The sequence below is a fragment of the Streptomyces sp. NPDC041205 genome (assembly GCF_055591765.1).
The window spans coordinates 250,602-272,721 of sequence record NZ_JBVIZH010000010.1; the positions used below are offsets into that span (position 1 = coordinate 250,602).

Here is a 22,120-nt window from a genome sequence, read left to right on the forward strand (position 1 = left end):
TTTTCTGTGACTACGCGAACAGGTGAGTTTCCGATGGCGGACCAGCAAAAGCTCCTCGACTACCTCAAGCGGGTGACCGCCGACCTCCACGAGACGCGCCAGCGGCTGCGCGACGCCGAGGCGGAGGAGCCCGAGCCCATCGCCATCGTCGGAATGAGCTGCCGCTACCCGGGCGACGTCAGCAGCCCGGAGGACCTGTGGCGGCTCGTGGCCGAGGGCCGCGACGCGCTCTCCGCCTTCCCCACCGACCGGGGCTGGGACGTCGAGGCCCTCGGCGGCCGCACGGAGGACGGCGACGGCGACCCGGAGCGGCCCGGGCGCGGCGGTGGCTTCGTCTACGACGCCGGTGACTTCGACGCCGCCTTCTTCGGGATCTCGCCCCGCGAGGCCATGGCCATGGACCCCCAGCAGCGCCTCCTCCTGGAGGCCGTGTGGGAGACCTTCGAGCGGGCCGCCATCCCGCCGACCTCCCTGCGCGGCAGCCGCACCGGCGTCTTCGTCGGCGCCACCGCGCAGGGCTACGGCCCCGCCCTGATGGCGTCGCCCGACAACGTCGACGGCTACCTGCTCACCGGTGACGTCTCCAGCGTCATCTCCGGCCGCGTGTCGTACGTCTTCGGCCTCGAAGGCCCGGCCGTCACCGTCGACACGGCCTGCTCGTCCTCCCTCGTCGCGCTGCACCTGGCCGCGCAGGCCCTGCGCCAGGGCGAGTGCGACCTCGCCGTCGCCGCCGGTGTCGCCGTCATGGTCACCTCCGGCGCGTTCGCGGAGTTCAGCCGCCAGGGCGGCCTCGCCTCCGACGGCCGCTGCAAGCCCTTCGCCGAGGCGGCCGACGGTACCGGCTGGGGCGAGGGCGTCGGCGTCCTCGCCCTGGAACGCCTCTCCGACGCCCGCCGCAACGGCCACCAGGTCCTCGCGGTCGTCCGTGGTTCCGCCGTGAACCAGGACGGCGCGAGCAACGGCCTGACCGCCCCCAACGGCCCCTCCCAGCAGCGCGTCATCCGCCAGGCCCTCGCGGCCGCCCGCCTCGCCACCGACGACATCGACGCCGTCGAGGGCCACGGCACCGGCACGGTCCTCGGCGACCCCATCGAGGCCCAGGCCCTCCTCGCCACCTACGGCCAGGACCGCCCCGCCGACCGGCCGCTGCTCCTCGGCTCCGTGAAGTCCAACATCGGCCACACCCAGGCCGCTTCGGGCGTCGCCGGAGTCATCAAGATGGTCATGGCGATGCGCCACGGCATCCTGCCCGAGAACCTCCACACGGACCGCCCCAGCACCCACGTCGACTGGACGGCGGGCGCCGTCGAACTCCTCGACCGGGCCCGCGACTGGCCCGACGCCGGACGCCCCCGCCGCGCGGGCGTCTCGTCCTTCGGCGTGAGCGGCACGAACGCCCACGTCATCGTGGAGCAGGCCCCCACGGACGAACCCGCACCCGCAGGGACGCCCCCGACGGCGGCCGCGACACCCAAGGCCGCCGCACCGTGGCTGGTGTCGGGCCGCAGCGCCCAGGCGCTGCGCGCCCAGGCCGAACGGATACGTGACCACGTCACCGCCGACGAGGACCTCCGGCCCGTCGACGTGGGCTGGTCCCTCCTGTCCGGCCGCTCCTCCCTCGAACACCGCGCCGTGCTCTTCGGTCAGGACCGGGACGCGTTCCTGTCCGGCCTGGAGACGGTCGCCTCCGGCGGCGAAGGACCGGGAGTGGTGTCGGGCTCGGTGGCCGAGGGCCGCCTCGGCGTCGTGTTCACGGGGCAGGGCAGCCAGCGGGTCGGCATGGGACGGGAGCTGTACGACACGTTCCCCGTCTTCGCCGATGCGCTGGACGAGGTGTGCGGTCACCTGGACGGGCTGCTGGAACGTCCCCTGAAGGACGTCATGTTCGGCACGGACGCCGAGCTGCTCGCACAGACGGGGTACGCCCAGCCCGCGCTGTTCGCCGTGGAGGTGGCGCTGTTCCGCCTGGCCGAGTCCTTCGGGGTACGGCCGGAGATCGTGGGCGGGCACTCCATCGGTGAGTTGGCCGCTGCGTATGTGGCGGGGTTGTGGTCCCTCGAAGATGCGGTTCAACTGGTCGCCGCGCGCGGCCGGTTGATGCAGGCGCTGCCCGAGGGCGGCGCGATGCTCGCGGTGCAGGCCGCCGAGGCCGACGTGCTGCCGCTCCTGGACGGCCTCTCGGAGAGCGTGGGCGTGGCGGCCGTGAACGGCCCCGCCCAGATCGTGCTCTCCGGTGACCGCACGGCCCTGGAGGGCCTGGAGGAGAAGCTTCGCGGCGAAGGCCGCAAGGTCCGCTGGCTCAAGGTCTCCCACGCCTTCCACTCACCCCTCATGGACCCCGTCCTGGAGGACTTCCGCGAGGTCGCCGGGAGCCTGACGTACCAGGACACCACCCTCCCGGTCGTCTCGAACGTCACCGGGCGCCTCGCCACCGCGAGCGAGCTGAAGGACCCCGGCTACTGGGTCCGCCACATCCGCGAGGCCGTCCGCTTCCACGACGGAGTGGGCGCGCTCACCGGCTTCGGCGTGGCGACCCTCCTCGAGCTGGGCCCGGACTCCGTCCTGACGGCCATGGCGCACGACACCCTCGCCGAGACGGACGCCCAGGTCGGCCTGATCGGCGCCCTGCGCAAGGACCGCCCCGAGCCGGACACGTTCCTGACGGCCCTCGCCAAGGCACACGTGCGCGGAGCCGACGTCGACTGGACGCCCCTGTACGCGCCTGTCGAGTCGCGCGACCGCGTCGACCTGCCCACGTACGCCTTCCAGCACGAGCGCTACTGGCCGCGTCCCGGCGTCGGCGGCACCGGAGACGTGCACGCGACCGGGCTGAGCCCGGCGGAGCACCCGCTGTTCGGCGCCGCTGTCGCGCTCGCCGACATGGACGGCTACCTCTTCACGGGCAGACTCTCCCTGACGACCCACCCGTGGCTCGCGGGCCACGCCCTCGGCGGCACGGTCCTGCTGCCCGCCACGGCCTTCGTCGAGCTCGCCCTGCACGCCGGGCACCGCGTGGGCTGCGCGCACCTGGAGGAGCTGACCCTGCAGGCGCCCCTGGTCCTGCCCCAGCGTGGCGCAGTGCAGGTGCAGCTCGCCGTGGGCGCCGCCGACACCTTCGGGCGCCGCCCGGTGAACCTCTACTCGCGCCCCCAGCAGACGACCTCCGACGAGCTGTGGTCCGACGAGCCCTGGCAGCGCCACGCCACCGGCACGCTCGCCCCCGCCCCGGCCGCCGCCCCCGCCGAAGCCGACCTCAGCCAGTGGCCCCCGGCCGACGCCGAACAGGCCGACACCGACGCGCTGTACGACAGCCTCGCCGCCGCCGGATTCAGCTACGGCTCGGCGTTCCAGGGCCTGCGGTCGGTGTGGCGGCGCGGCGACGAACTCTTCGCCGAGGTCGCGCTGCCGGAGGACGACCAGGACGACGCCGCCGCGTACGGCCTGCACCCCGCGCTCCTCGACGCCGCCCTGCACCCGCTGGGCCTCGGCACCTTCGTGTCCGACACCGAGCAGGGCCGCATGCCCTTCTCCTGGACCGGTGTGACGCTGCACGCCACGGGCGCGTCCGCGCTGCGGGTGCGCCTCACCGCCGCCGGGACCGACGGCGTGGCCCTCGTCGTCGCCGACGCCTCCGGCGAGCCCGTGGCCGCCGTCGACTCCCTCGTCCTGCGGCCCCTCGCGGTGCCGGACGCGGGCGCCGAACAGGGCGGTCGCCACGACTCGCTGTACCGCGTCGACTGGAGCGTGGCGTCCGCGTCGGCTCCCGCGCCGGGCGGGTCCTACGCGGTCCTTGGCGCGGACGAGTCGGGGCTGCGCGCGGCCCTGGAGCGCGCCGGAGCGACGGTCGCGGCGTACCCGGACGTGGCCGCCCTCGCGGCGGCGGTCGACAGCGGTGCCGCTGTCCCGGAGTCCGTCTTCGTCCCCTGCGTCACGGCCGCCGACCGCGCACCGGGCGTCGCCGGGAACGTGCGCGCCTCCCTCAACGACGCCTTGCGCGCCGTGGGGGAGTGGCTGGCCTTCGAGCGCGGCGACGAGTCCCGTCTCGTCGTGGTGACCTCCGGCGCCGTGGGCGTGGGCGCCGGTGACGTCGTGGCGGAGGCGGGCCTCGTGGACGCCCCGGTGTGGGGTCTGATGCGGTCGGCGCAGTCGGAGAACCCGGGGCGTCTCGTCCTGGTGGACGTCGACGGTGGTGAGCAGGCGCTCGCGCTGGTGCCGGGTGTGCTCGGTCTCGACGAGCCGCAGGTGGCGGTGCGCGGGGACGTGGTGTGGGTGCCGCGGCTCGCGCGGGCCGTCGGCGGTGTCCTGGAGGTGCCCGCCGGTGAGTCCTGGCAGTTGGGCGTCACCGGCCGGGGCACCCTGGAGAACCTGGCGCTGCTGCCCGTGGCCGACGACGCCGAGGTGTCCGGCGGCCGGGCCCTGGACGCCGGAGAGGTACGGGTCGCGGTCCGGGCGGCGGGGGTCAACTTCCGTGACCCGCTGATCGCGCTCGGCATGTACCCCGGCGACGCGGTGATGGGCACCGAGGGCGCGGGCGTCGTCGTCGAGGTCGGCCCCGGCGTGACGGACCTGACCGTCGGCGACCGCGTCCTCGGCCTGCTGGAGGGCGGCTTCGGGCCGCTGGCGGTCGCCGACGCGCGGATGCTGGCACGCATGCCTCAGGGCTGGTCCTTCGCGCAGGCCGCGTCGGTGCCGACGGTGTTCCTCACGGCGTACTACGCCCTGCGGGACCTCGCCGGAATCGAAGCCGGAGAGTCCGTCCTCGTGCACGCCGCCGCCGGTGGTGTCGGCATGGCCGCGGTGCAGCTCGCCCGGCACTTCGGCGCCGACGTGCACGCGACGGCCAGCACCGGCAAGTGGGACGTCCTGCGGGGCCTCGGCCTCGCCGACTCCCGTATCGCCTCCTCCCGGACGCTCGACTTCGAGACGTCGGTGCTCGCGGAGACCGACGGCCGGGGCGTGGACGTGGTCTTGAACTCCCTCGCGCGGGAGTTCGTGGACGCGTCGCTGCGGTTGCTGCCGCGTGGCGGGCGGTTCGTGGAGATGGGCAAGACCGACCTCCGCGACCCGCACACCATCGCCGAGGACCACTCCGGCGTCACGTACCAGAGCTTCGACCTGATCGACGCCGGCCACGACCGCATCAAGGAGATGCTGGCGGAGGTCCTCGCCCTGTTCGAGCAGGGTGTGTTGTCGCCGTTGCCGGTCAAGGCGTGGGATGTGCGGCGGGCGCCGGAGGCGTTCCGCTATCTGAGCCAGGCCCGGCACGTCGGCAAGGTCGTCCTGACCCTCCCGCCTGTCTTCGACGGGCGGGGCACGGTGCTTGTGACTGGTGCGCTGGGTGGTCTGGGGCGGGTTGTGGCCCGGCATTTGGTGGAGCGGCATGGTGTGCGGGACTTGCTGTTGGTGTCGCGTCGGGGTGAGGACGCCCCGGGTGCGGGTGAAGTGCGCGCGGAGCTGGAGGGGTTGGGGGCTTCGGTCGCCATCGCGGCATGCGATGTCGCTGACCGTGCGGCGCTGGCCGGACTGATCGACTCTGTACGTGATGACCTGGGCGCGGTTGTGCATGTGGCGGGTGTCGTGGACGACGGTGTGTTGACGTCGCTGACGCCGGAGCGGTTGGACACGGTGCTGCGTCCGAAGGTGGACGCGGCGGTGAATCTGCATGAGGTGACGGCGGGGCTTGATCTGTCGGCGTTTGTGTTGTTCTCGTCGGCTGCGGGTGTGCTGGGCAGTGCGGGGCAGGCCAATTACGCGGCTGCGAATGCCTTCTTGGATGCGTTGGCTCAGTACCGCCGTGCTCAGGGGCTGCCTGCGACGTCGCTTGCGTGGGGTTTGTGGGCGGACCAGGGTGGTATGGCTGGTGCGTTGGCGGATGAGGACATCGACCGGATGAACCGGGCCGGTGTCGCCGCGCTGTCGGTCGAGGAAGGCCTCGCGCTCCTCGATGCCTCGCTCGCGCAGCCCGACGGCGCCCTCGTCCCCATGAAGCTGCACTTCGACACGCTGCGCCGCCAGTTCGGCGCGGACGTGCCCCCGCTGTTCCGCGCCCTCATCCGCGCCCAGGTCCGCAAGGCCGTCACGGCGCAAGCGGGCGGCTCGGCGACCGACGGCCAGGAGCCCCTGGCCGAGCGTCTCGCCGGGCTCGCCCCGGAGGACCGCGAACAGTTCCTCGTCGACGTCGTACGTGCCAACGTGGCCGCCGTCCTCGGCTACCCGTCGCCCGAATCCGTCGACGCGGCCAAGGCGTTCAAGGAGCTGGGCTTCGACTCGCTGACCTCCGTCGAACTCCGCAACCGGCTCGGCGCCGCCACCGCCCTGCGGCTGCCCGCCAGCCTCGTCTTCGACTACCCCACACCCGTCGCCCTCGCCGCCCACCTGCGCACGGAACTGCTCGGCTCGCTCCCCGAGTCGGCCGCCCCGAGCGCCGCCCCCGCGGGCCGAATGGACGCCCCGCAGGACGCGGCCGACGAGCCCATCGCCATCGTCGCGATGAGCTGCCGCTACCCCGGCGGCGTACGGTCCCCCGAGGACCTGTGGCGCATAGTGGCTGCCGGTGCGGACGGCCTGTCCGGATTCCCCGTGAACCGGGGCTGGGACGTCGCCGCCCCCGCGGGCCTCGACGGCGCGGGCACGGACGGCGACGACGGCCTGACGTACGTCACGACCGGCGCCTTCCTGCACGACGCCGACGAGTTCGACCCGGACTTCTTCGGCATCAACCACCGCGAGGCCTTGGCCATGGACCCGCAGCAGCGGCTCCTCCTGGAGACCTCATGGGAGGCCGTCGAGCGCGCGGGCATCGTCCCGGCGTCCGTGCGCGCCAGTGACACCGGCGTCTTCGTCGGCCTGTCGACACAGGGCTACTCGACCACCCTGAACGGCGCCGAGGGCGTCGAGGGCTACGTCATGACCGGCGACGCGGCGAGCGTCGCCTCCGGCCGCCTCTCGTACTCCTTCGGCTTCGAGGGCCCGGCCGTCACCGTGGACACCGCCTGCTCGTCGTCCCTCGTCGCCCTGCACCTCGCCGTGCAGGCGCTGCGGCAGGGCGAGTGCGGCATGGCGCTCGCGGGCGGCGCGGCGGTCATGCCGACGCCCACCTCGTTCGCGGAGTTCAGCCGCCAGCGCGGCCTGGCCCCCGACGGCCGCTGCAAGTCCTTCGCCGCCGGTGCGGACGGCACCGGCTGGGGCGAGGGCGTGGGCATGCTGGTCCTGGAGCGCCTGTCCGACGCGCGCCGCAACGGGCACAAGGTCCTCGCGGTCGTCCGTGGCTCCGCGATCAACCAGGACGGTGCCAGCAACGGCCTGACCGCCCCGAACGGCCCGTCCCAGCAGCGCGTCATCCGCGCCGCCCTCGCCAACGCCCGCCTCACGCCCGCCGACGTCGACGCCGTCGAGGCCCACGGCACCGGCACCACGCTCGGCGACCCCATCGAGGCCCAGGCCCTCATCGCCACCTACGGCAAGGACCACCCCGAGGACCGGCCCCTGTGGCTCGGCTCGCTGAAGTCGAACATCGCCCACACCCAGGCCGCCGCCGGAGTCGGCGGCGTCATCAAGACGGTCATGGCGATGCGCCACGGCACCCTGCCGAAGACGCTGTACGTGGACGCGCCGACCCCCGAGGTCGACTGGTCCGGCGCGGGCGTCGAGCTGCTGACCGAGGCCCGCGACTGGCCCGCGCGGGAGGACGGGGCGCCGCGTCGCGCGGGCGTGTCGTCGTTCGGCATCAGTGGTACGAACGCGCACGTGATCCTTGAGCAGGCTCCCGAGGAGGCTGCGGAAGCCTCCGCCGCCGGGTCCGCGGCGACCGCCGGAGCCACCGTCGCCCCGGCCGTCTCCGAGCCCACCGTCATCCCCCTCGCCCTCTCCGCCAAGACCCCGGAGTCGCTCCCGGGCCAGGCCGCCCGGCTGCGGGACCACCTCCTGGCCCACGCCGACCTCGAACTCGGCGACGTGGCCTGGTCGTTGGCGGTGGCGCGGTCGCGGTTCGAGCACCGGGGCGTCGTCCTCGGGCGGGACCGGGAGGAACTGCTCGCCGGACTTGAGGCGCTGGCGCAGGGCGACACGACCGCGCGGAACGTGGCCTCGGGCCGCGCGCAGAGCGGCACGGTCCGCCCGGTGTTCGTCTTCCCCGGCCAGGGCTCCCAGTGGGCCGGGATGGCCCGTGAACTCCTCGACACCTCACCGGTGTTCGCGGAGCGGATGCGGGAGTGCGGTGACGCGCTCTCCGAGTTCGTCGAGTGGAACCTCTTCGACGAACTGAGCGGGGACAACTTCGACCAGGTGGACGTCGTCCAGCCGGTCCTGTTCGCCGTGATGGTGTCCCTGGCCGCCACCTGGCAGGCGGCCGGCGTCGAACCCGCCGCCGTCGTCGGCCACAGCCAGGGCGAGATCGCCGCCGCCTGCGTCGCGGGCGTCCTGAGCCTCCGCGACGCCGCCCGCGTGGTGGCCCTGCGCAGCCAGGCCATCCGCGAGCTGTCCGGCAAGGGCGGCATGGTCTCCCTCGTCCTGCCGCAGCACGAGACCGCGGCGCTCCTGGAGGCCTGGGACGGCCGCATCGAGATCGCCGCCGTCAACGGGCCCTCCCAAGTGGTCGTCTCCGGCGACCCCGAAGCCCTCCAGGAACTGATTGCCGAGTGCGCCGCGCGGGAACTGCGCGCCCGCGCCATCCCCGTCGACTACGCCTCCCACTCCTCGTACGTGGAACAGATCGAGGCCCGCATCGCCGAGGCCCTCGCCGAGATCGCGCCGGGCACCGCCCGTACCCCGCTGTACTCGACCCTCACGGGCACCTGGCTGGACGCCGGAACGCCCATGGACGCGGGCTACTGGTACCGCAACCTGCGCCACACCGTCCTCTTCGAGCAGGCCACCCGCGGCCTGCTCGCCGAGGGCCACGGCCTGTTCCTGGAGATGAGCCCGCACCCGGTCCTCACCGTCCCGGTGCAGGAGACCATCGACGCCACGCCGCACACCGGCGCGATCGCGCTCGGTTCGCTGCGCCGCGACGAAGGCGGCCCCGAGCAGTTGTACGCCGCCCTCGCCGCGGCACACGTCCACGGCGCCGCACTCGACTGGCGGGCCCTCCTGCCCGGCGAGCGCACCGTCGTCGACCTCCCCACGTACGCCTTCCAGCGGCAGCGCTTCTGGCCCGCGCCCGCCGCCGCGGGCACCGGCGACGTCACCGCCGTCGGCATCGAGTCCGCCGGACACCCGCTGCTCGGCGCCAGCGTGGAACTCGCCGACGCCGACCAGCACCTGCTCACCGGACGGCTCACCCGCCGCACCCACCCCTGGCTCGCGGACCACGCGGTGGGCGACACCGTGCTGCTGCCCGGCACCGCGTACGTCGAGATGGCGCTGCGCGCCGGGGACGAGGTCGGCTGCGGCCTCGTCGAGGAGCTGACCCTCCAGGCGCCGCTCGTCGTCGCCGAGGACGACACCGTCACCCTCCAGGTGTGGGTCGGCGCCCCCGACACCGCGGGCCGCCGCCCGCTCACCGTGTCCTCGCGGCCCCAGGGCGCCACCGACGCCCTGTGGACGCGGCACGCCACCGGCACCCTCGGCGAGGCACCGGCCGCGCCCGCGTCCGCGCAGGAGGACGGGGCGCTCGCCGTGTGGCCGCCCGAGGGCGCCGAAGCGGTCGCCGTCGACGGGTTCTACGACCGCCTCGCCGAGGGCGGGCTCGCCTACGGCCCTGCGTTCCAGGGACTGCGCGCCGCCTGGCGGGACCCGGTGGGCGACGCCGTCTACGCCGAGGTCCACCTGCCCGAGGACGCGCACCGGGACGCCCGCGCGTTCGGCGTGCACCCGGCGCTCCTCGACGCCGCCCTGCACGCCGTCGCCCTCGCGCCCTTCGCGGAGACCGACGGGGTGCGGCTGCCGTTCGCCTGGAGCGGCGTCACCCTGGCCGCACAGGGCGCCACCGTCCTGCGGGTCCGGATAAGCCCCGACAGCACCGGGGGAGTGGCCCTGCTGTTCGCCGACGACACCGGCGCGCCGGTCGCCCGTGCCGACTCCCTCGAACTGCGCCCCGTCGCCCCCGGGCAACTGCGCGCGGCCTCCGGCGGCGGCCACCGTGACGCCCTCTTCCACGTCGAGTGGACACCGCTGCCCACGGGCACGGCCGACGCGACCGGCACGACCTGGGCGACGGTCGGCCCCGACCCGCTGCGGGCCGGTGCCGAACTCGCCTCGTCCGGCGCGCATGTGGCGGCGTACGAGGACATCGACGCGCTGTACGCGGCCCTCGACGAGGGCGCCGACGCGCCGGGCACGCTGCTCGTGTCCTTCACGGACGGGTCGGACAACGGTGGGACGGACGCCGAGGGGCCGGGCGGGACGGCCGATTCCCTGGACGCCGAAGGCACCGCCGGGCGTGCCCGCGCCGCCCTGGGCCGGGCCCTCGCCCTGCTCCAGACCTGGCAGACCGACGCGCGCCTGTCCGGCACCCGGCTCGTCCTGGTGACGCGGGGCGCGGTCGCCACCGACGGCGGCGACGTGCCGGACCTCGCGCACGCCCCGCTGTGGGGCCTGGCACGCTCGGCCCAGTCCGAGCAGGCCGGTGGCCTGGACGGGGCGGGGTGCGTGTTGTTCGACCTGGAGGCGGTGCACGGCATCGGCGGTGCTGGTAGCGCGGGCAGCGCGGGCGCCGAGGGCGACTCGGGCGCCGAGGGCCACGCCTACCCGGCCGACCGGCCCTCCGCCGCCGCCCTGCTCATCGCCGGACTCGCTCTGGACGAGCCGCAGTTGGCGGTACGCGAAGGGGTGCTGCTCGCACCCCGGCTCGTGCCCGCCACGGTTCCGGCGAAGGTCCCGGCGCCCGCTCCGGCCGCCGAGGCCGACGCCGCCGAGGCTGAAGCTGCCAAGGCCGACGCCACCGGCGCCGCAGCCACGACGCCCCGCACCCCCGATCCCCACGGCACGGTCCTGATCACCGGCGCCACCGGCACCCTGGGCGCCCTCGTCGCCCGGCACCTGGTGACCGAGCACGGAGCCCGGCACCTGCTCCTGACCGGGCGCCGGGGCCCCGACGCGCCGGGCGCCGCCGAGTTGGTCGCCGAACTCGAAGGACTCGGCGCCGAGGCCCGCGTGGTCGCCTGTGACGTCGCCGACCGGGAGGCGCTGGCCGCCGTGCTCGCCGAGGTCCCCGCGGCGCACCCGCTGACCGCGGTCGTGCACACGGCCGGAGTCCTCGACGACGCCCTCGTGGGGTCCCTGACGCCCGAGCGCCTGGACACGGTCCTGCGGCCCAAGCTGGACGCCGCCCTCAACCTCGCGGAGCTGACGGCGGGTCAGGACCTGGCGGAGTTCGTCCTGTTCTCCTCGGCGGCCGCCACCTTCGGCAGCCCCGGCCAGGGCAACTACGCGGCGGCCAACGCCTTCCTCGACGCCTTCGCGCACCATCTGCGGGCCCGGGGCGTACCCGCCACGGCGCTCGCCTGGGGTCTGTGGGCCGAGAGCAGCGAGATGACAGGCCACCTCGACGAGGCGCGCCGCACCCGCATCTCGCGCGGCGGTGTCCTGCCGCTGTCGTCGCGGGAGGGCGTCGAACTCTTCGATGCGGCCCGCTCGTCGGGCGCACCGCTGCTTCTTCCCGTACGCCTCGACACGGCGGCCCTGCGGGCGGGCGCGCGCCAGGGGGAGGCCGTGCCGCCGCTGCTGCGGCGCCTGGTGCGGGCCCAGGCCCGCCGGGCCGCCGCCGGGGCCGCGGCATCCGAGGCGGAGGCCTTCGCGCGCCGCCTGGCCGCGGCGTCCGCCGACGAGCGGGCGAAGCTGCTCATCGCCCTGGTGCGGGACCAGGCCGCGGCCGTGCTCGGGCACGCGTCCGCCGACCGGGTCGAGGACGAACGCGGCTTCCTGGAGCTGGGCTTCGACTCCCTCACCGGCGTCGAACTGCGCAACCGCCTCATGGCCGCGACCGGCCTGCGGCTCCCGGCGACCCTGGTCTTCCAGAACCGCACGCCGAGGGCGCTCGCAGACCGCCTCGCCGCCGACCTGGACCAGGCCGCGCCCGCGGGCCAGGACACGGCGCCCCCGCGCGAACGGACCGCGGGGCAGGCGCAGCCCACCCGGACGGCCACGGCGCCGACGGCCACCACCGCCGCGCAGCGGGCCACCTCGGCCCCGCTCCCGGTCGCGGCGCCCCGGCCCGCGACCGGTCTCGCCGAGCTGTACGACGAGGCCGCGCGGCAGGGCCGGGCCGACGACCTGATCCCGCTGCTGCGGACCATGGCCCAGTTCCGTGCCTCGTTCACGGGCGAGGCCGAACTCGACGCGCCGCGCGCCCCGTTCACGCTGGCGCGCGGCGAGGAACCGGTCGGCGTGGTCCTGTTCACGTCGTACGTCGGCCGCTCCAGCGCGTACGACTACGCCCGCTTCGGCGCGTACTTCCGCGACCGGCGCGACGTCAGCGTCATCACCCACCCCGGCTTCCTGGAGGGCGAGTTGCTGCCCGCCGACAAGGAGGCGCTGGTGCGGCTGCACGCCGACACCGTGCTGCGGCACACCGGAGGCAAGCCGTACGTCCTCGCCGGACACTCCTCCGGAGGGCTCGTCGCGCACGCCGTGGCACGGGAGTTGGAGGAGCGCGGCGCCGGACCCGCGGGCGTCGTCCTCGTGGACACGTACGTCGAGGAGAAGGCGCTCGGCGACATGGCCGCCGCGATGGGCAAGCAGCTCAGCGACCGCTACGACTCGGCGCCGGACGCCGAGGGCACGGCGGCCGCGGACGCCGACGGCGACGACTGGGGCGACGCCTGGGTCACCGCCATGGCCCGCTACATGTTCCTCGGCCTGCTGCCCGACGCCATCAAGGCGCCGACGCTCCTGGTCCGGGCGAGCGAGCCCCTCATGGAGTGGACGCAGGAGTACGACTGGCGGCCGTCCTGGAAGCTGGAGCACACAGCGGTGGACGTGCCCGGCACGCACTTCACGGTGATGGAGGAGCACTCGCACACCACGGCCCGCGCCGTCGAGGAGTGGCTGGACCGCCTCTGACCGAGCGGCACGACGGCCCCGCCCCCCCCCCGCACACCCGGGGGGGGGCGGGGCCGTCGCCGTATACCGACGGGGGCGGGCCGCCGCCGTAAACCGGGGCAGGCCCGTCGCCGTACCAGCACCCCCCCCCCGCACACGCACACGTACCAGCACCCCCCGCACACGCACACGCACCGGCCGCCCCCGCACACGCGCCGCACGCACGACGAAGGCCCGCCCCCGCGTTCCTCCGCGGGGACGGGCCTTCAGACAGCGAGACCTCAGGACAAGTGGCCGTAGTCCGGCCAGATCTTGGACCAGGGCTTGGTGCGGCCTTCGAGGATCCACACCGGGACGCCGTCGACGAAGCTCTCGCCGGGGCCGCCCTCGGCCGTCGCGGCCTTGCGGACCTTCGTGAAGTACGGCTTGAGCTTCGCGACGTCGGAGCCCACGTACAGGACCGGGCCCGAGGAGTCGGCCGGCGCGCCGAAGTACCAGTAGCCGCGGTGGCCGCTGTAGGCGGGCGGCAGATCGCGGTCGGGGCCGAAGTGGTCGACGGCGCCCGCCTCCTGGTAGTACTGCGTGACCACCACGGCGCGCTTCCGCTCGGCGGCGGGCAGCGCCTTGTTGGCCTTGTCGACCGCGTCGATGAGGTGCGGCCAGCGCAGGGTCTCGGCGGTCATCGGGTTGTTCTTCGGCTGCTCGGTCTTCGTCACCTGCGACACCGGATACACCGGCAGCGAGAGCGCCACGCACACCAGCGCCGTCAGGGCCACCACCGGCCACGTCGCCAGCCACCGCCACCAGCGGGCTCCGCCCCCGCGCGCCAGCTCCACCGCGCCCGCGGCCCACAGCGGCGCGAAGGCGCCCACCACGTACGCGGGACGGCCGCCGGTGATCAGGAACACGGCCGTCAGACCGAGGAACGTCCAGGCCAGGAAGCGGTAGGGGGCGAGCTGCGGCGACCGCAGGAGGCGGACAAGGCCGTAGACCAGGACGACGGTGAACACACCGCCGGACAGCACGATCAGATACGGCAGGAAGCCCGCGCGGCCGCCGAGTATCCCCTCGTCGGCGAGGACCTGGGACATCTCCATCTGCGGCCAGTCGTTCTGCGCCTGCCAGATCAGACCCGGCAGCGACGTGACGGCCGCGACGGCGGCGCCCAGCCACAGCGCCTTGCGGCGCAGCAGCTCGCGCGGGCCGGCCACGAAGAGGCACACGGCGAGGACGGCCCAGAAGCCGACGATCAGATACTTGCCCTGCAGAGCCAGGGCCGTCGCCAGGCCCGCGAACAGCAGCAGCCGGTCCTCGCGGGTGCGCACCCAGCGGATCAGGAGCCAGTTGACGACCGTCCACAGGAACAGGTCGAGCGCCATCGTCGACAGCGCGTGCCCGCTGATCAGAATGGCGGGCGCGAAGCCGTACGCGGCGGCCGTGAGGACCTGCGCCCGGCGCTCGCCGCCGAACTCGCGGGCGATGAGGGCGGCGACGAGCGCGCCCGCCACCGTGAGCAGCACCGGAAGCAGCCGCAGCGCGAACAGCGAGCCGCCGGTCACCGCGTCGATGCCGTGGGCGAGCAGCGGAAGCAGCACCGGCTGGTCCGCGTACCCCCAGTCCAGGTGCTGTCCGGCGCCGAGGAAGTACAGCTCGTCGCCCTGGAAGCCGTACCGCGTGCTGACCAGGAGCAGCGCGACTCCGGCCGCGCCCGCGACCGCGCCCACCCAGCGCCCGGCGAACGGCGGCGGTGTGGCGACATCCGGCGCCGCACCTTCCTCCTGTTCCCGCCGTGCGGTTTTTTCCGCCTCGGGTACCGATGGCGTCTGCTGGTCTTTAATATCCTGTTCGTGTTCCTGTTCCGGTACGTGACCGGTCTCTGTCCGAACTCCCACCGGGACCTCCGCGGCTTATGCGGTACATGGCGTAATCACCGTCGAAGGTAGCGCTTGACATGGCCCGTCAGCTTGCCCCTGCAACCGGCAAGTTGGCTGCTCAGGGGGGACTAGGGGGAAGATAGGGGTTCTGCTGCTCAGGCACGCTGAATAGCTTCTACCGTAGGTCCCCGGAAGGCTCGGCTGCGCGCGGAGCCGATCGGGGCGGGAGAAATGCTCGACCTTATCGTGCCTATCGAGCCCGATGATTCTCAAGTTTGGGAAAGGGGGCGGCTTTGATGACACCTCACATATTCACCGGGGATTCGGCGCGGACCTTCGCCGAATTCGAGCAGGAGACCTTGCGGGTCGCGATGGTCCTGCGCGCGGAGGGCGTCCGACCGGGAGACCGGGTCCTGCTCAAGGCCGGCAACTCTGCGGCCTGGCTGAACGCCTTCTTCGCGCTGATGCACGTCGGCGCCTCCATCGTCCTCGTCGACCAGCAGGAGCACGCGCGCGAGACCGGCCGCATCGTCGAGCGCACCCGCGCCCGGCTCTGTCTGTACGACGACGACGCCCCCGTGCCGGCCGAGACGCGCGACGCCGTCTACCTGTACAAGCTGCTCGTCGAGGCGTCCGGCCTGGTCCCGACCGAGCCGGCCCTCGACTTCGACGCCTGGTGCGCCCTGCCCGACGGCCTGATCATGTGGTCCTCCGGCTCCACCGGCACCCCCAAGGGCGTGGTGAAGAACGGCGGCCGCTTCCTGGAGAACCTGCGGCGCAACGCCGACCACATGGGCCACGGCCCCGGCGACGTCCTGCTCCCGCTGCTGCCCTTCGCCCACCAGTACGGCCTGTCGATGGTCCTCATCGCCTGGCTCGCCAAGTGCTCCCTCGTCGTCGCGCCCCACCGGCGCCTCGACCGGTCCCTGCTGATGGCCGGGCAGTGCGGCGTCACCGTCATCGACGCCACCCCGGCCACGTACCGCAGCATGCTCAACCTCGCCCGGCGCCAGAGCGACGTGCGCGCCGCCCTGGGCGGCGTCCGCATGTTCTGCAGCGGCGCGGCCCCCCTCGACCCGGCCCTGTCCGACGCCTACGTCGACTCCTTCGGGCAGCCGCTGCTCGACAGCTACGGCAGCACCGAACTGGGCAACATCGCCTTCGCCACCATCGACAACCCCGTCGCCTGCGGCCGCGTCATGAACGGCCTGCGCCTGAGCGTGCAGGACGACGACGGCAACGCCCTGCCCGCCGGGGAGATGGGCGAACTCGTCGTCAACACCCCCGACATGATGGCCGGCTACCTCGCCGAGGACGGCACCGTCGACCCGGTCGACCAGGGCTGGTACCGCACCGGCGACCTCGGTCACCTCGACGCCGACGGCAACCTCTTCGTCGCGGGCCGCAAGCTCGCCGTGCACCGCATGGGCTACACCCTCTACCCGGAGATCATCGAGCGGAAGGCCGCCGCTGCGGGCTGCGCCGTCAAGGTGATCGCGCTGCCGGACGACGCGCGCGGCAGCGAACTCGTCTTCTTCGTCGAGGACGCGAGCGGCCGGGACGTCACCGAGTGGCGCACCCGCATCAAGGACGCCCTGCCCTCGTACGAACACCCCAACCGGGTCGTCGTCATCGACAGCTTCCCCCTCAACCGCAACGGCAAGCCCGACCGGCGCGCCCTGGAGCAGCGGGCGGCCGAGCGGAGCACGGCGGAACTCGCCACCTCGGCCTGAGCCCCGCGGGGGCGGCGGACCGACCAGCCACACCAGCCAGACCAGCTTGACCAGGCAGACCAGACAGAGCGGACATGATGACGACCGACCAGGCACGCAGCGCCGTGGTGTTTCCGGGCATGGGGCCCTCGCGCTTCACCGACGTGGGCAAGTTCATGATGATCGACCCCTTCGTGCGGGGGCGCCTCGCGGCCGCGGATGACGCCCTCGGCCGCTCGGTCCTGGACGAATTCCGCACCGCGGGAACGGACTTCGGGGCGTTCGCCCAGGTCGCCTTCTTCATCAACTCGGTGGCCCTGGCCGACCGGGCCGTCGAGACCCGGGGACTCGCCCCCGACGTCTGCGTCGGCTTCAGCTTCGGCCAGAAGGCCGCGACCGCGTTCAGCGGCGCCCTGCCGTTCGCCGAGGCCGTCCGCCTCACCCATGAACTCGCCCTGTGCGAACAGCGGTTCTTCGAGGAGGAGCACCAGGACCTGGTGACGCTCACCATCACCCGGGTGCCCGCGGCGGCGCTGGCGGAGGTCCTCGGCGAGCTGGCCGAGCGCGGTGAGTTCCACGAGGTCTCCGGCCACCTCGACGAGGGCATGCACATGGTCACGATGCGCGAGCAGGTCCTCGAGTCCTTCCAGCGCCGCATCAGCGCCGTCGGCGGCTACTCGCTGTACTCCATGAAGCCGCCCGCGCACTGCCGCGTCCTCACCGGCCTGCGGGCCCGCGTCGAGGAGGAGGTCCTCGCCAAGTTCGACGTCGCCGACCCCGAACTGCCCCTGGTCGCCGACCACGACGGCTCCCTGATCACCCGCGCCGACCAGCTGCGCACCCTGCTCCTCGACACCTTCGACCACCCGGTCCGCTGGCACCCGGTCGTGGACACCCTGCGCGGCATGGACGTGCGCACGGTCCACGTCACCGGCCCGGACCGGCTCATCCACCGCCTCGACGTCACCACCCGCGCCTTCGACGTGGTGGCACTGGGACCGGAGCAGGCCCTCCGGCCCGCCAGGACCGCCTCTCGCAAGGAGCAGTGATGGCCACGCTCATGGACAGCAAGTCGGCCGGGTTCAAGTTCAGCGCCAAGCTCGGCGCGACCCGCGCGATCCTGCGCGCCTTCGGCGTGTTCGGCGACCCGTTCACCCGCCTCCTCCAGGGCCAGGAGGACCCGTACCCGCTGTATGCGAAGGTACGTCAGCGGGGCCCCGTGCACCGCAGCCACCTGGGCACCTGGGTCACCGGCAGCCATGAACTGGGCAGCCGGATCCTGCGGGACCGCACCCTGTTCCTCAACCGCGAACAGGGCGGCGTGCCGGGCCACGAGATGATGGCCGAGATCCCCTGGAACAGCTCCATCCTCGGCCTCGACCCGCCCGACCACACCCGCCTGCGCCGTCTCGCGCAGCCCGCCTTCGGCCCCCGGATGATCAGCAAGTACCGGGTCCAGGTGGAGAAGCTCTGCAACGGTCTGCTCGACGACCTGTCCACCCGCGACGGCTTCGACCTCATCGAGGACTTCGCCGGGCCCCTGCCGCTGTTGGTGATCGGGGAGCTTCTGGGCGTCCCCGAGGAGTACCACGACCGGTTCATCCGCGCCGGACGCAAGGTCGGGCCCGTCATCGACGGCGTCAAGTCCCTGAAGATGGCACGGGACTTCCGCGGCGCCGTCGACGACCTCGACCAGGTCTTCACCGAGCTGATCGAGCTGCGCGCCAAGGACCCCGGCGACGACCTCATCAGCCGCCTCACCGTGGCCAACGAGGAGGGCAAGCTCAGCACCGAGGAACTCCTCGCCTTCTGTACCGTCCTCGCCGTCACCGGCTTCGAGACCACCACCAACCTCATCGGCAACGCCGTCCTCGCGATGACCGGCGACCGCGCCCAGTGGGACCTGCTGCGCGAGGACCCCGACCTGGCGCCGCGCGCCGTCGAGGAGACCCTGCGCTACGACTCGCCCGCCCTCCAGGCCCAGCGCGTCCCGCACGGCGACATCGCGCTCGCCGGGCACCACATCCGGGCCAACAGTTCCGTGGTCGTCCTCATCGGCGCCGCCAACCGCGACCCCGAGGTGTACGACGAGCCGGACCGCTTCGACCTCACCCGCGAGAACCCGGCCGAGCACCTGTCGTTCTCCGGCGGCATCCACTACTGCATCGGCGCCCCGCTGGCCCGCATGGAAGGCGAGACCGCGCTGCGCGTCCTCGCCGAACGGCTGCCGGACCTGCGCGTCGCCGGGCCCGTGGTGCGCCGCAGCTCGCCCGTGATCAGCGGCTGCACCCGGCTGCCCGTCAGCGGCACCCCCGGGTGAGACCGGGCACCGGCCACCCCGCTTGAGCACCCCCGGGTGCCAGAGGACCACCCGCAGTACCGGCGGGGCCGCGCCCACGGGCGTCGCCGCGCCGGGGACGAACCCGCGTATCCGAGGAGAGAGATGAGCGAGACACCCGAGTCCGAGGCCTGGCGGCGGGAGGTCGATCGCTCCACCTTCCCGCGCCGCGACCCCGGCCCCATCGACCTGCGCCGCTACTACGTCCAGCCGTCCTACTCGGGCGTGCCCACCTTCATGGGCGTCCCCCTGGCCCTCAACCAGGAGGACCTGCGCGCGGGCGGCGTGGACGTGGCCGTGGTGGGCTGCCCCGTGGACGTCTCCAGCGGACACCGCGGCGCCGCCTACGGCCCCCGCGCCATCCGCGCCGACGAACGCTACCTGTACGCCACGCCCGAGGGGTTCGTGCACTCCGCGACCCGCGTCAACCCGTTCAACGTCCTGAAGGTCGTCGACTACGGCGACGCGGCCGTCGACCCCTTCGACATCACCCGGTCCATGGAGCCCATCCGCGGCCTGGTCCGCGAGATCGCCGAGGTCGGGGCGCGGCCCGTCGTCCTCGGCGGCGACCACTCGCTGCTGTGGCCGAGCGTCGGCGCGCTCTCGGAGGTGCACGGGCGCGGCTCCATCGCCGTCATCCACTTCGACGCGCACCCCGACTGCCACGAGGAGCTGTTCGGGCACCGCGCCACCCACACCACGCCGATCCGCCGCCTCATCGACGAGGAGATGGTGCCCGGCCCGAACATCATCCAGGTCGGCATCCGCACCATCTCCGGACCCGACGACCAGCTGTTCAACTGGATGCGCCGGGCCGGCATGCGCTCGCACTTCATGGCGGAGATCGAGCGCATCGGCTTCGCCGCGGTCATCGACAAGGTCATCGAGGAGGCCAAGGCGGTCGCCGACCACGTCTATCTGTCCCTGGACATCGACGTCCTCGACCCCGCGTACGCCCCCGGCACCGGCACCCCCGAGCCCGCCGGGCTCAACACCCGCGAACTGTTCATGGCCCTGCGCCGGATCGCCCACGAGACCGACCTGATCGGCATGGACGTGGTCGAGGTCGCCCCGCACCTGGACGCGGGCTACTCCACCGCCATGAACGCCCGCAGGGCCGTCTTCGAGGCGCTGACCGGCCTCGCCCTGAACCGCATCAAGATCTCCAGCAAGAACTACGCGAACCCGATCGTGGCCGGTGAGGTCCGCTTCCCGCTGCGCTGAGCGCGGCGGGATCCCGGGCGCGTACCGCGCACGCGTCGAAGGCGGGCCACGGCCCGCCTTCGGCCCGTTCACCAGCCCTTCTCAAGCCCTTCTCAGCGGGCCCTCGCGCGGAGGCGAGCCGTAGTTCCTCAGCAAGCCTCAGCAGGCCCGTAGAACACCCCGCAAGCCCGTCGAAGACCATGGATGGAACCCCGTCATGACGACCGCCGCCTCCGCCGACCTGTGGGTCCGCAGCTATCACCCGGCCCCCGACGCCACCGCCCGACTGGTCTGCTTCCCGCACGCGGGCGGCTCGGCCAGCTTCTACTTCCCCGTGTCGGCCGCCCTGAGCCCGGTCGCCGACGTCGTCGCCGTGCAGTACCCGGGCCGCCAGGACCGGCACACGGAGAAGGGCATCGAGTCCATCGCCGAGCTGGCCGACCGCGCCGCCGATGCCCTGCGCGCGTACGACGACTCGCTGCCGCTGACCTTCTTCGGCCACAGCATGGGGGCCGTGCTCGCCTTCGAGGTGGCCCGCCGCCTGGAGCGGGACGGCCGCGCCCCCGTGCACGTCTTCGCCTCCGGCCGCCGCGCCCCCTCCAGCCACCGCCCGGAGAACGTCCACCAGCGCGACGACGACGGCGTCATCGCCGAGATGCGCAAGCTCAGCGGCACCGACCCGCGGGTCCTCGGCGACGACGAGGTGCTGCGCATGGTGCTGCCCGCCATCCGCAGCGACTACACCGCCATCGAGACCTACCGCGCCGAGCCCGGCGCGCAGATCGGCAGCCCCATCACCGTCCTGGTCGGCGACGACGACCCGCGCACGACCCTCGACGAGGCCCGGGCCTGGGAGCCGCACACCCTGGGCACCTTCGACATGAAGGTGTTCCCCGGCGGTCACTTCTACCTGACCGACCACGCCCAGGACGTCATCGCCGTCCTCAAGGCGCACTTCACGTCGTAGAACAGCACGTGGCGGGTCGGTCGGCGTGTGTCACCGCGCCGACCGACCCGCCACGTCGATTCCGGGTCGTTTCCGGGCCAGGGCGTCCGTCGACCCGGCCGTTTTCGGGCATGAAGAAACCCGGTGGCCGGTTACGGGGGAGAACCGGCCACCGGGAGCTTGTCCCCCTGCGGCAGCAGGGGAGTGAAAAACACCCGGGGGAGGGGGATTTCAGTTGTGTACGGACTTACGGGTACGTGAACTCGCGCAGAACGCAAGGATGACCAGACCGACCACGCCGATCGCCAGGCTCACCCACGAGGGGCTGTCGTCACCCAGGAGTGCCGTGACACCGAATTTTGTGTCCCAAATACGCTCGGTCAGGAATGAACCGAATCCCTGAACCGCCAGGACGATGCCGACCCACAGCATGTCGCTCCTCAAATGATCTGTTCGGGTGAGCAGTCTTGTTGCTTCTCGCGCCGCGCCCCGGCCGGTGGTGCTTCTGTGTTGCTCCTGCCGGGCTGCCAACAAGACTTATTCAACCGGTTGACGCCGGTGGTGAGGCAGAGGGAAACGTTGGTACCTCTACCGACGAAAGTAGTGACCGACTCCGGCGTTCCCCCTCTCGTGGACCTGGTGTGCCGAGGCCGGGAGGTGCACGACTCTCGCCGACGATGCGTTGGCCAGGGGTCGCGAAAGCCGCTAAGGGGGCGTTAAAGCCCCAGGTCAGGGCTGCGGGTAGGGCCCAGCCGCCGCACGCATTAAGCTCTGGACGACCCACAGAGCGCGAAGCCGACATGTACGGGGGTGGGCTTGTCGTGCAGCCAGCCAGGACGTCCGGAGAAAAGTCCGACGACGAGTCCGGCAAGCCATCCTTTTTCCGCCCGACGGCGACCGACATCACCCTGCTGACAGCCCTGATCGTCCTCAACGTCGTCGTGGCCGTCTGGAACGAAACCCATCACGAAGGCCATCCGCGGTTTGGGCCGTGGGCGGGGTTGGGGTTGCAGGTGGTTGTGGTGGTGGTGTTGGTGGTGCGGCGGGTGTGGCCGTTGTTTGTGTTGGG

8 protein-coding genes and 1 pseudogene are annotated in these 22,120 nt (G+C 73.1%); 7 read left to right on the forward strand and 2 right to left on the reverse strand.

Translation table 11 applies throughout. The features are described from left to right. Nucleotides 1–75 precede the first annotated feature (75 nt). Nucleotides 76–12,999 (forward strand): annotated as a pseudogene (locus ACZ6BG_RS33525) (SDR family NAD(P)-dependent oxidoreductase); the annotation flags it as partial. A gap of 260 nt (nt 13,000–13,259) precedes the next feature. Here the strand turns inward: ACZ6BG_RS33525 and ACZ6BG_RS33530 are convergent. Beyond that, nucleotides 13,260–14,702, reverse strand: coding sequence for an ArnT family glycosyltransferase (locus ACZ6BG_RS33530; RefSeq protein WP_469008482.1), 1,443 nt, complete (start codon nt 14,700–14,702; stop codon nt 13,260–13,262). Between the two features lie 446 nt (nt 14,703–15,148). Between ACZ6BG_RS33530 and ACZ6BG_RS33535 the strand changes: the two genes are divergently transcribed. The 5 genes from ACZ6BG_RS33535 to ACZ6BG_RS33555 all read left to right on the forward strand — a co-directional run bounded on the left by ACZ6BG_RS33535 (nt 15,149) and on the right by ACZ6BG_RS33555 (nt 21,072). Next, entirely contained in the window at nt 15,149–16,585 is a 1,437-nt protein-coding gene (locus tag ACZ6BG_RS33535) for a class I adenylate-forming enzyme family protein (RefSeq protein WP_469008485.1), read from the forward strand. Nucleotides 16,586–16,659: 74 nt separating this feature from the next. After that, nucleotides 16,660–17,613 carry an ACP S-malonyltransferase gene (locus ACZ6BG_RS33540; RefSeq protein WP_469008487.1) on the forward strand — a complete coding sequence of 318 codons (954 nt, stop codon included), beginning with the start codon at nt 16,660–16,662 and terminating at the stop codon, nt 17,611–17,613. Then, nucleotides 17,613–18,884 (forward strand): cytochrome P450, encoded by a 1,272-nt coding sequence (locus ACZ6BG_RS33545; protein ID WP_469008489.1) that lies wholly within the window; start codon nt 17,613–17,615, stop codon nt 18,882–18,884. The genes ACZ6BG_RS33540 and ACZ6BG_RS33545 overlap by 1 nt, the downstream gene beginning before the upstream one ends. Nucleotides 18,885–19,007: 123 nt before the next feature. Then, the gene (locus ACZ6BG_RS33550) at nt 19,008–20,126 is read left to right on the forward strand and encodes an agmatinase family protein (protein ID WP_469008491.1); all 1,119 of its coding nucleotides are present in this window, start codon (nt 19,008–19,010) and stop codon (nt 20,124–20,126) included. A 196-nt stretch (nt 20,127–20,322) separates the two neighbouring features. After that, on the forward strand, nt 20,323–21,072 hold the full coding sequence (locus ACZ6BG_RS33555) for a thioesterase II family protein (RefSeq protein ID WP_469008493.1): 750 nt from the start codon (nt 20,323–20,325) through the stop codon (nt 21,070–21,072). Nucleotides 21,073–21,282: 210 nt separating this feature from the next. Here the strand turns inward: ACZ6BG_RS33555 and ACZ6BG_RS33560 are convergent, their stop codons facing one another. Beyond that, complete coding sequence (locus ACZ6BG_RS33560) at nt 21,283–21,483, reverse strand: hypothetical protein (RefSeq protein WP_289943839.1); 201 nt, start codon at nt 21,481–21,483, stop codon at nt 21,283–21,285. 389 nt (nt 21,484–21,872) lie between these two features. Here ACZ6BG_RS33560 and ACZ6BG_RS33565 point away from each other — a divergent pair. Further along, a partial coding sequence (locus tag ACZ6BG_RS33565) for a hypothetical protein (protein ID WP_469008496.1) occupies nt 21,873–22,120 on the forward strand: 248 nt, incomplete at its 3' end.

Coding starts and splice junctions, on each gene's coding strand:
- ACZ6BG_RS33535 (WP_469008485.1), top strand. CDS start 15,149: ATGACACCTCACATATTCACCGGGGATTCGGCGCGGACCTTCGCCGAA.
- ACZ6BG_RS33540 (WP_469008487.1), top strand. CDS start 16,660: ATGATGACGACCGACCAGGCACGCAGCGCCGTGGTGTTTCCGGGCATG.
- ACZ6BG_RS33545 (WP_469008489.1), top strand. CDS start 17,613: ATGGCCACGCTCATGGACAGCAAGTCGGCCGGGTTCAAGTTCAGCGCC.
- ACZ6BG_RS33550 (WP_469008491.1), top strand. CDS start 19,008: ATGAGCGAGACACCCGAGTCCGAGGCCTGGCGGCGGGAGGTCGATCGC.
- ACZ6BG_RS33555 (WP_469008493.1), top strand. CDS start 20,323: ATGACGACCGCCGCCTCCGCCGACCTGTGGGTCCGCAGCTATCACCCG.
- ACZ6BG_RS33560 (WP_289943839.1), bottom strand. CDS start 21,483: ATGCTGTGGGTCGGCATCGTCCTGGCGGTTCAGGGATTCGGTTCATTC.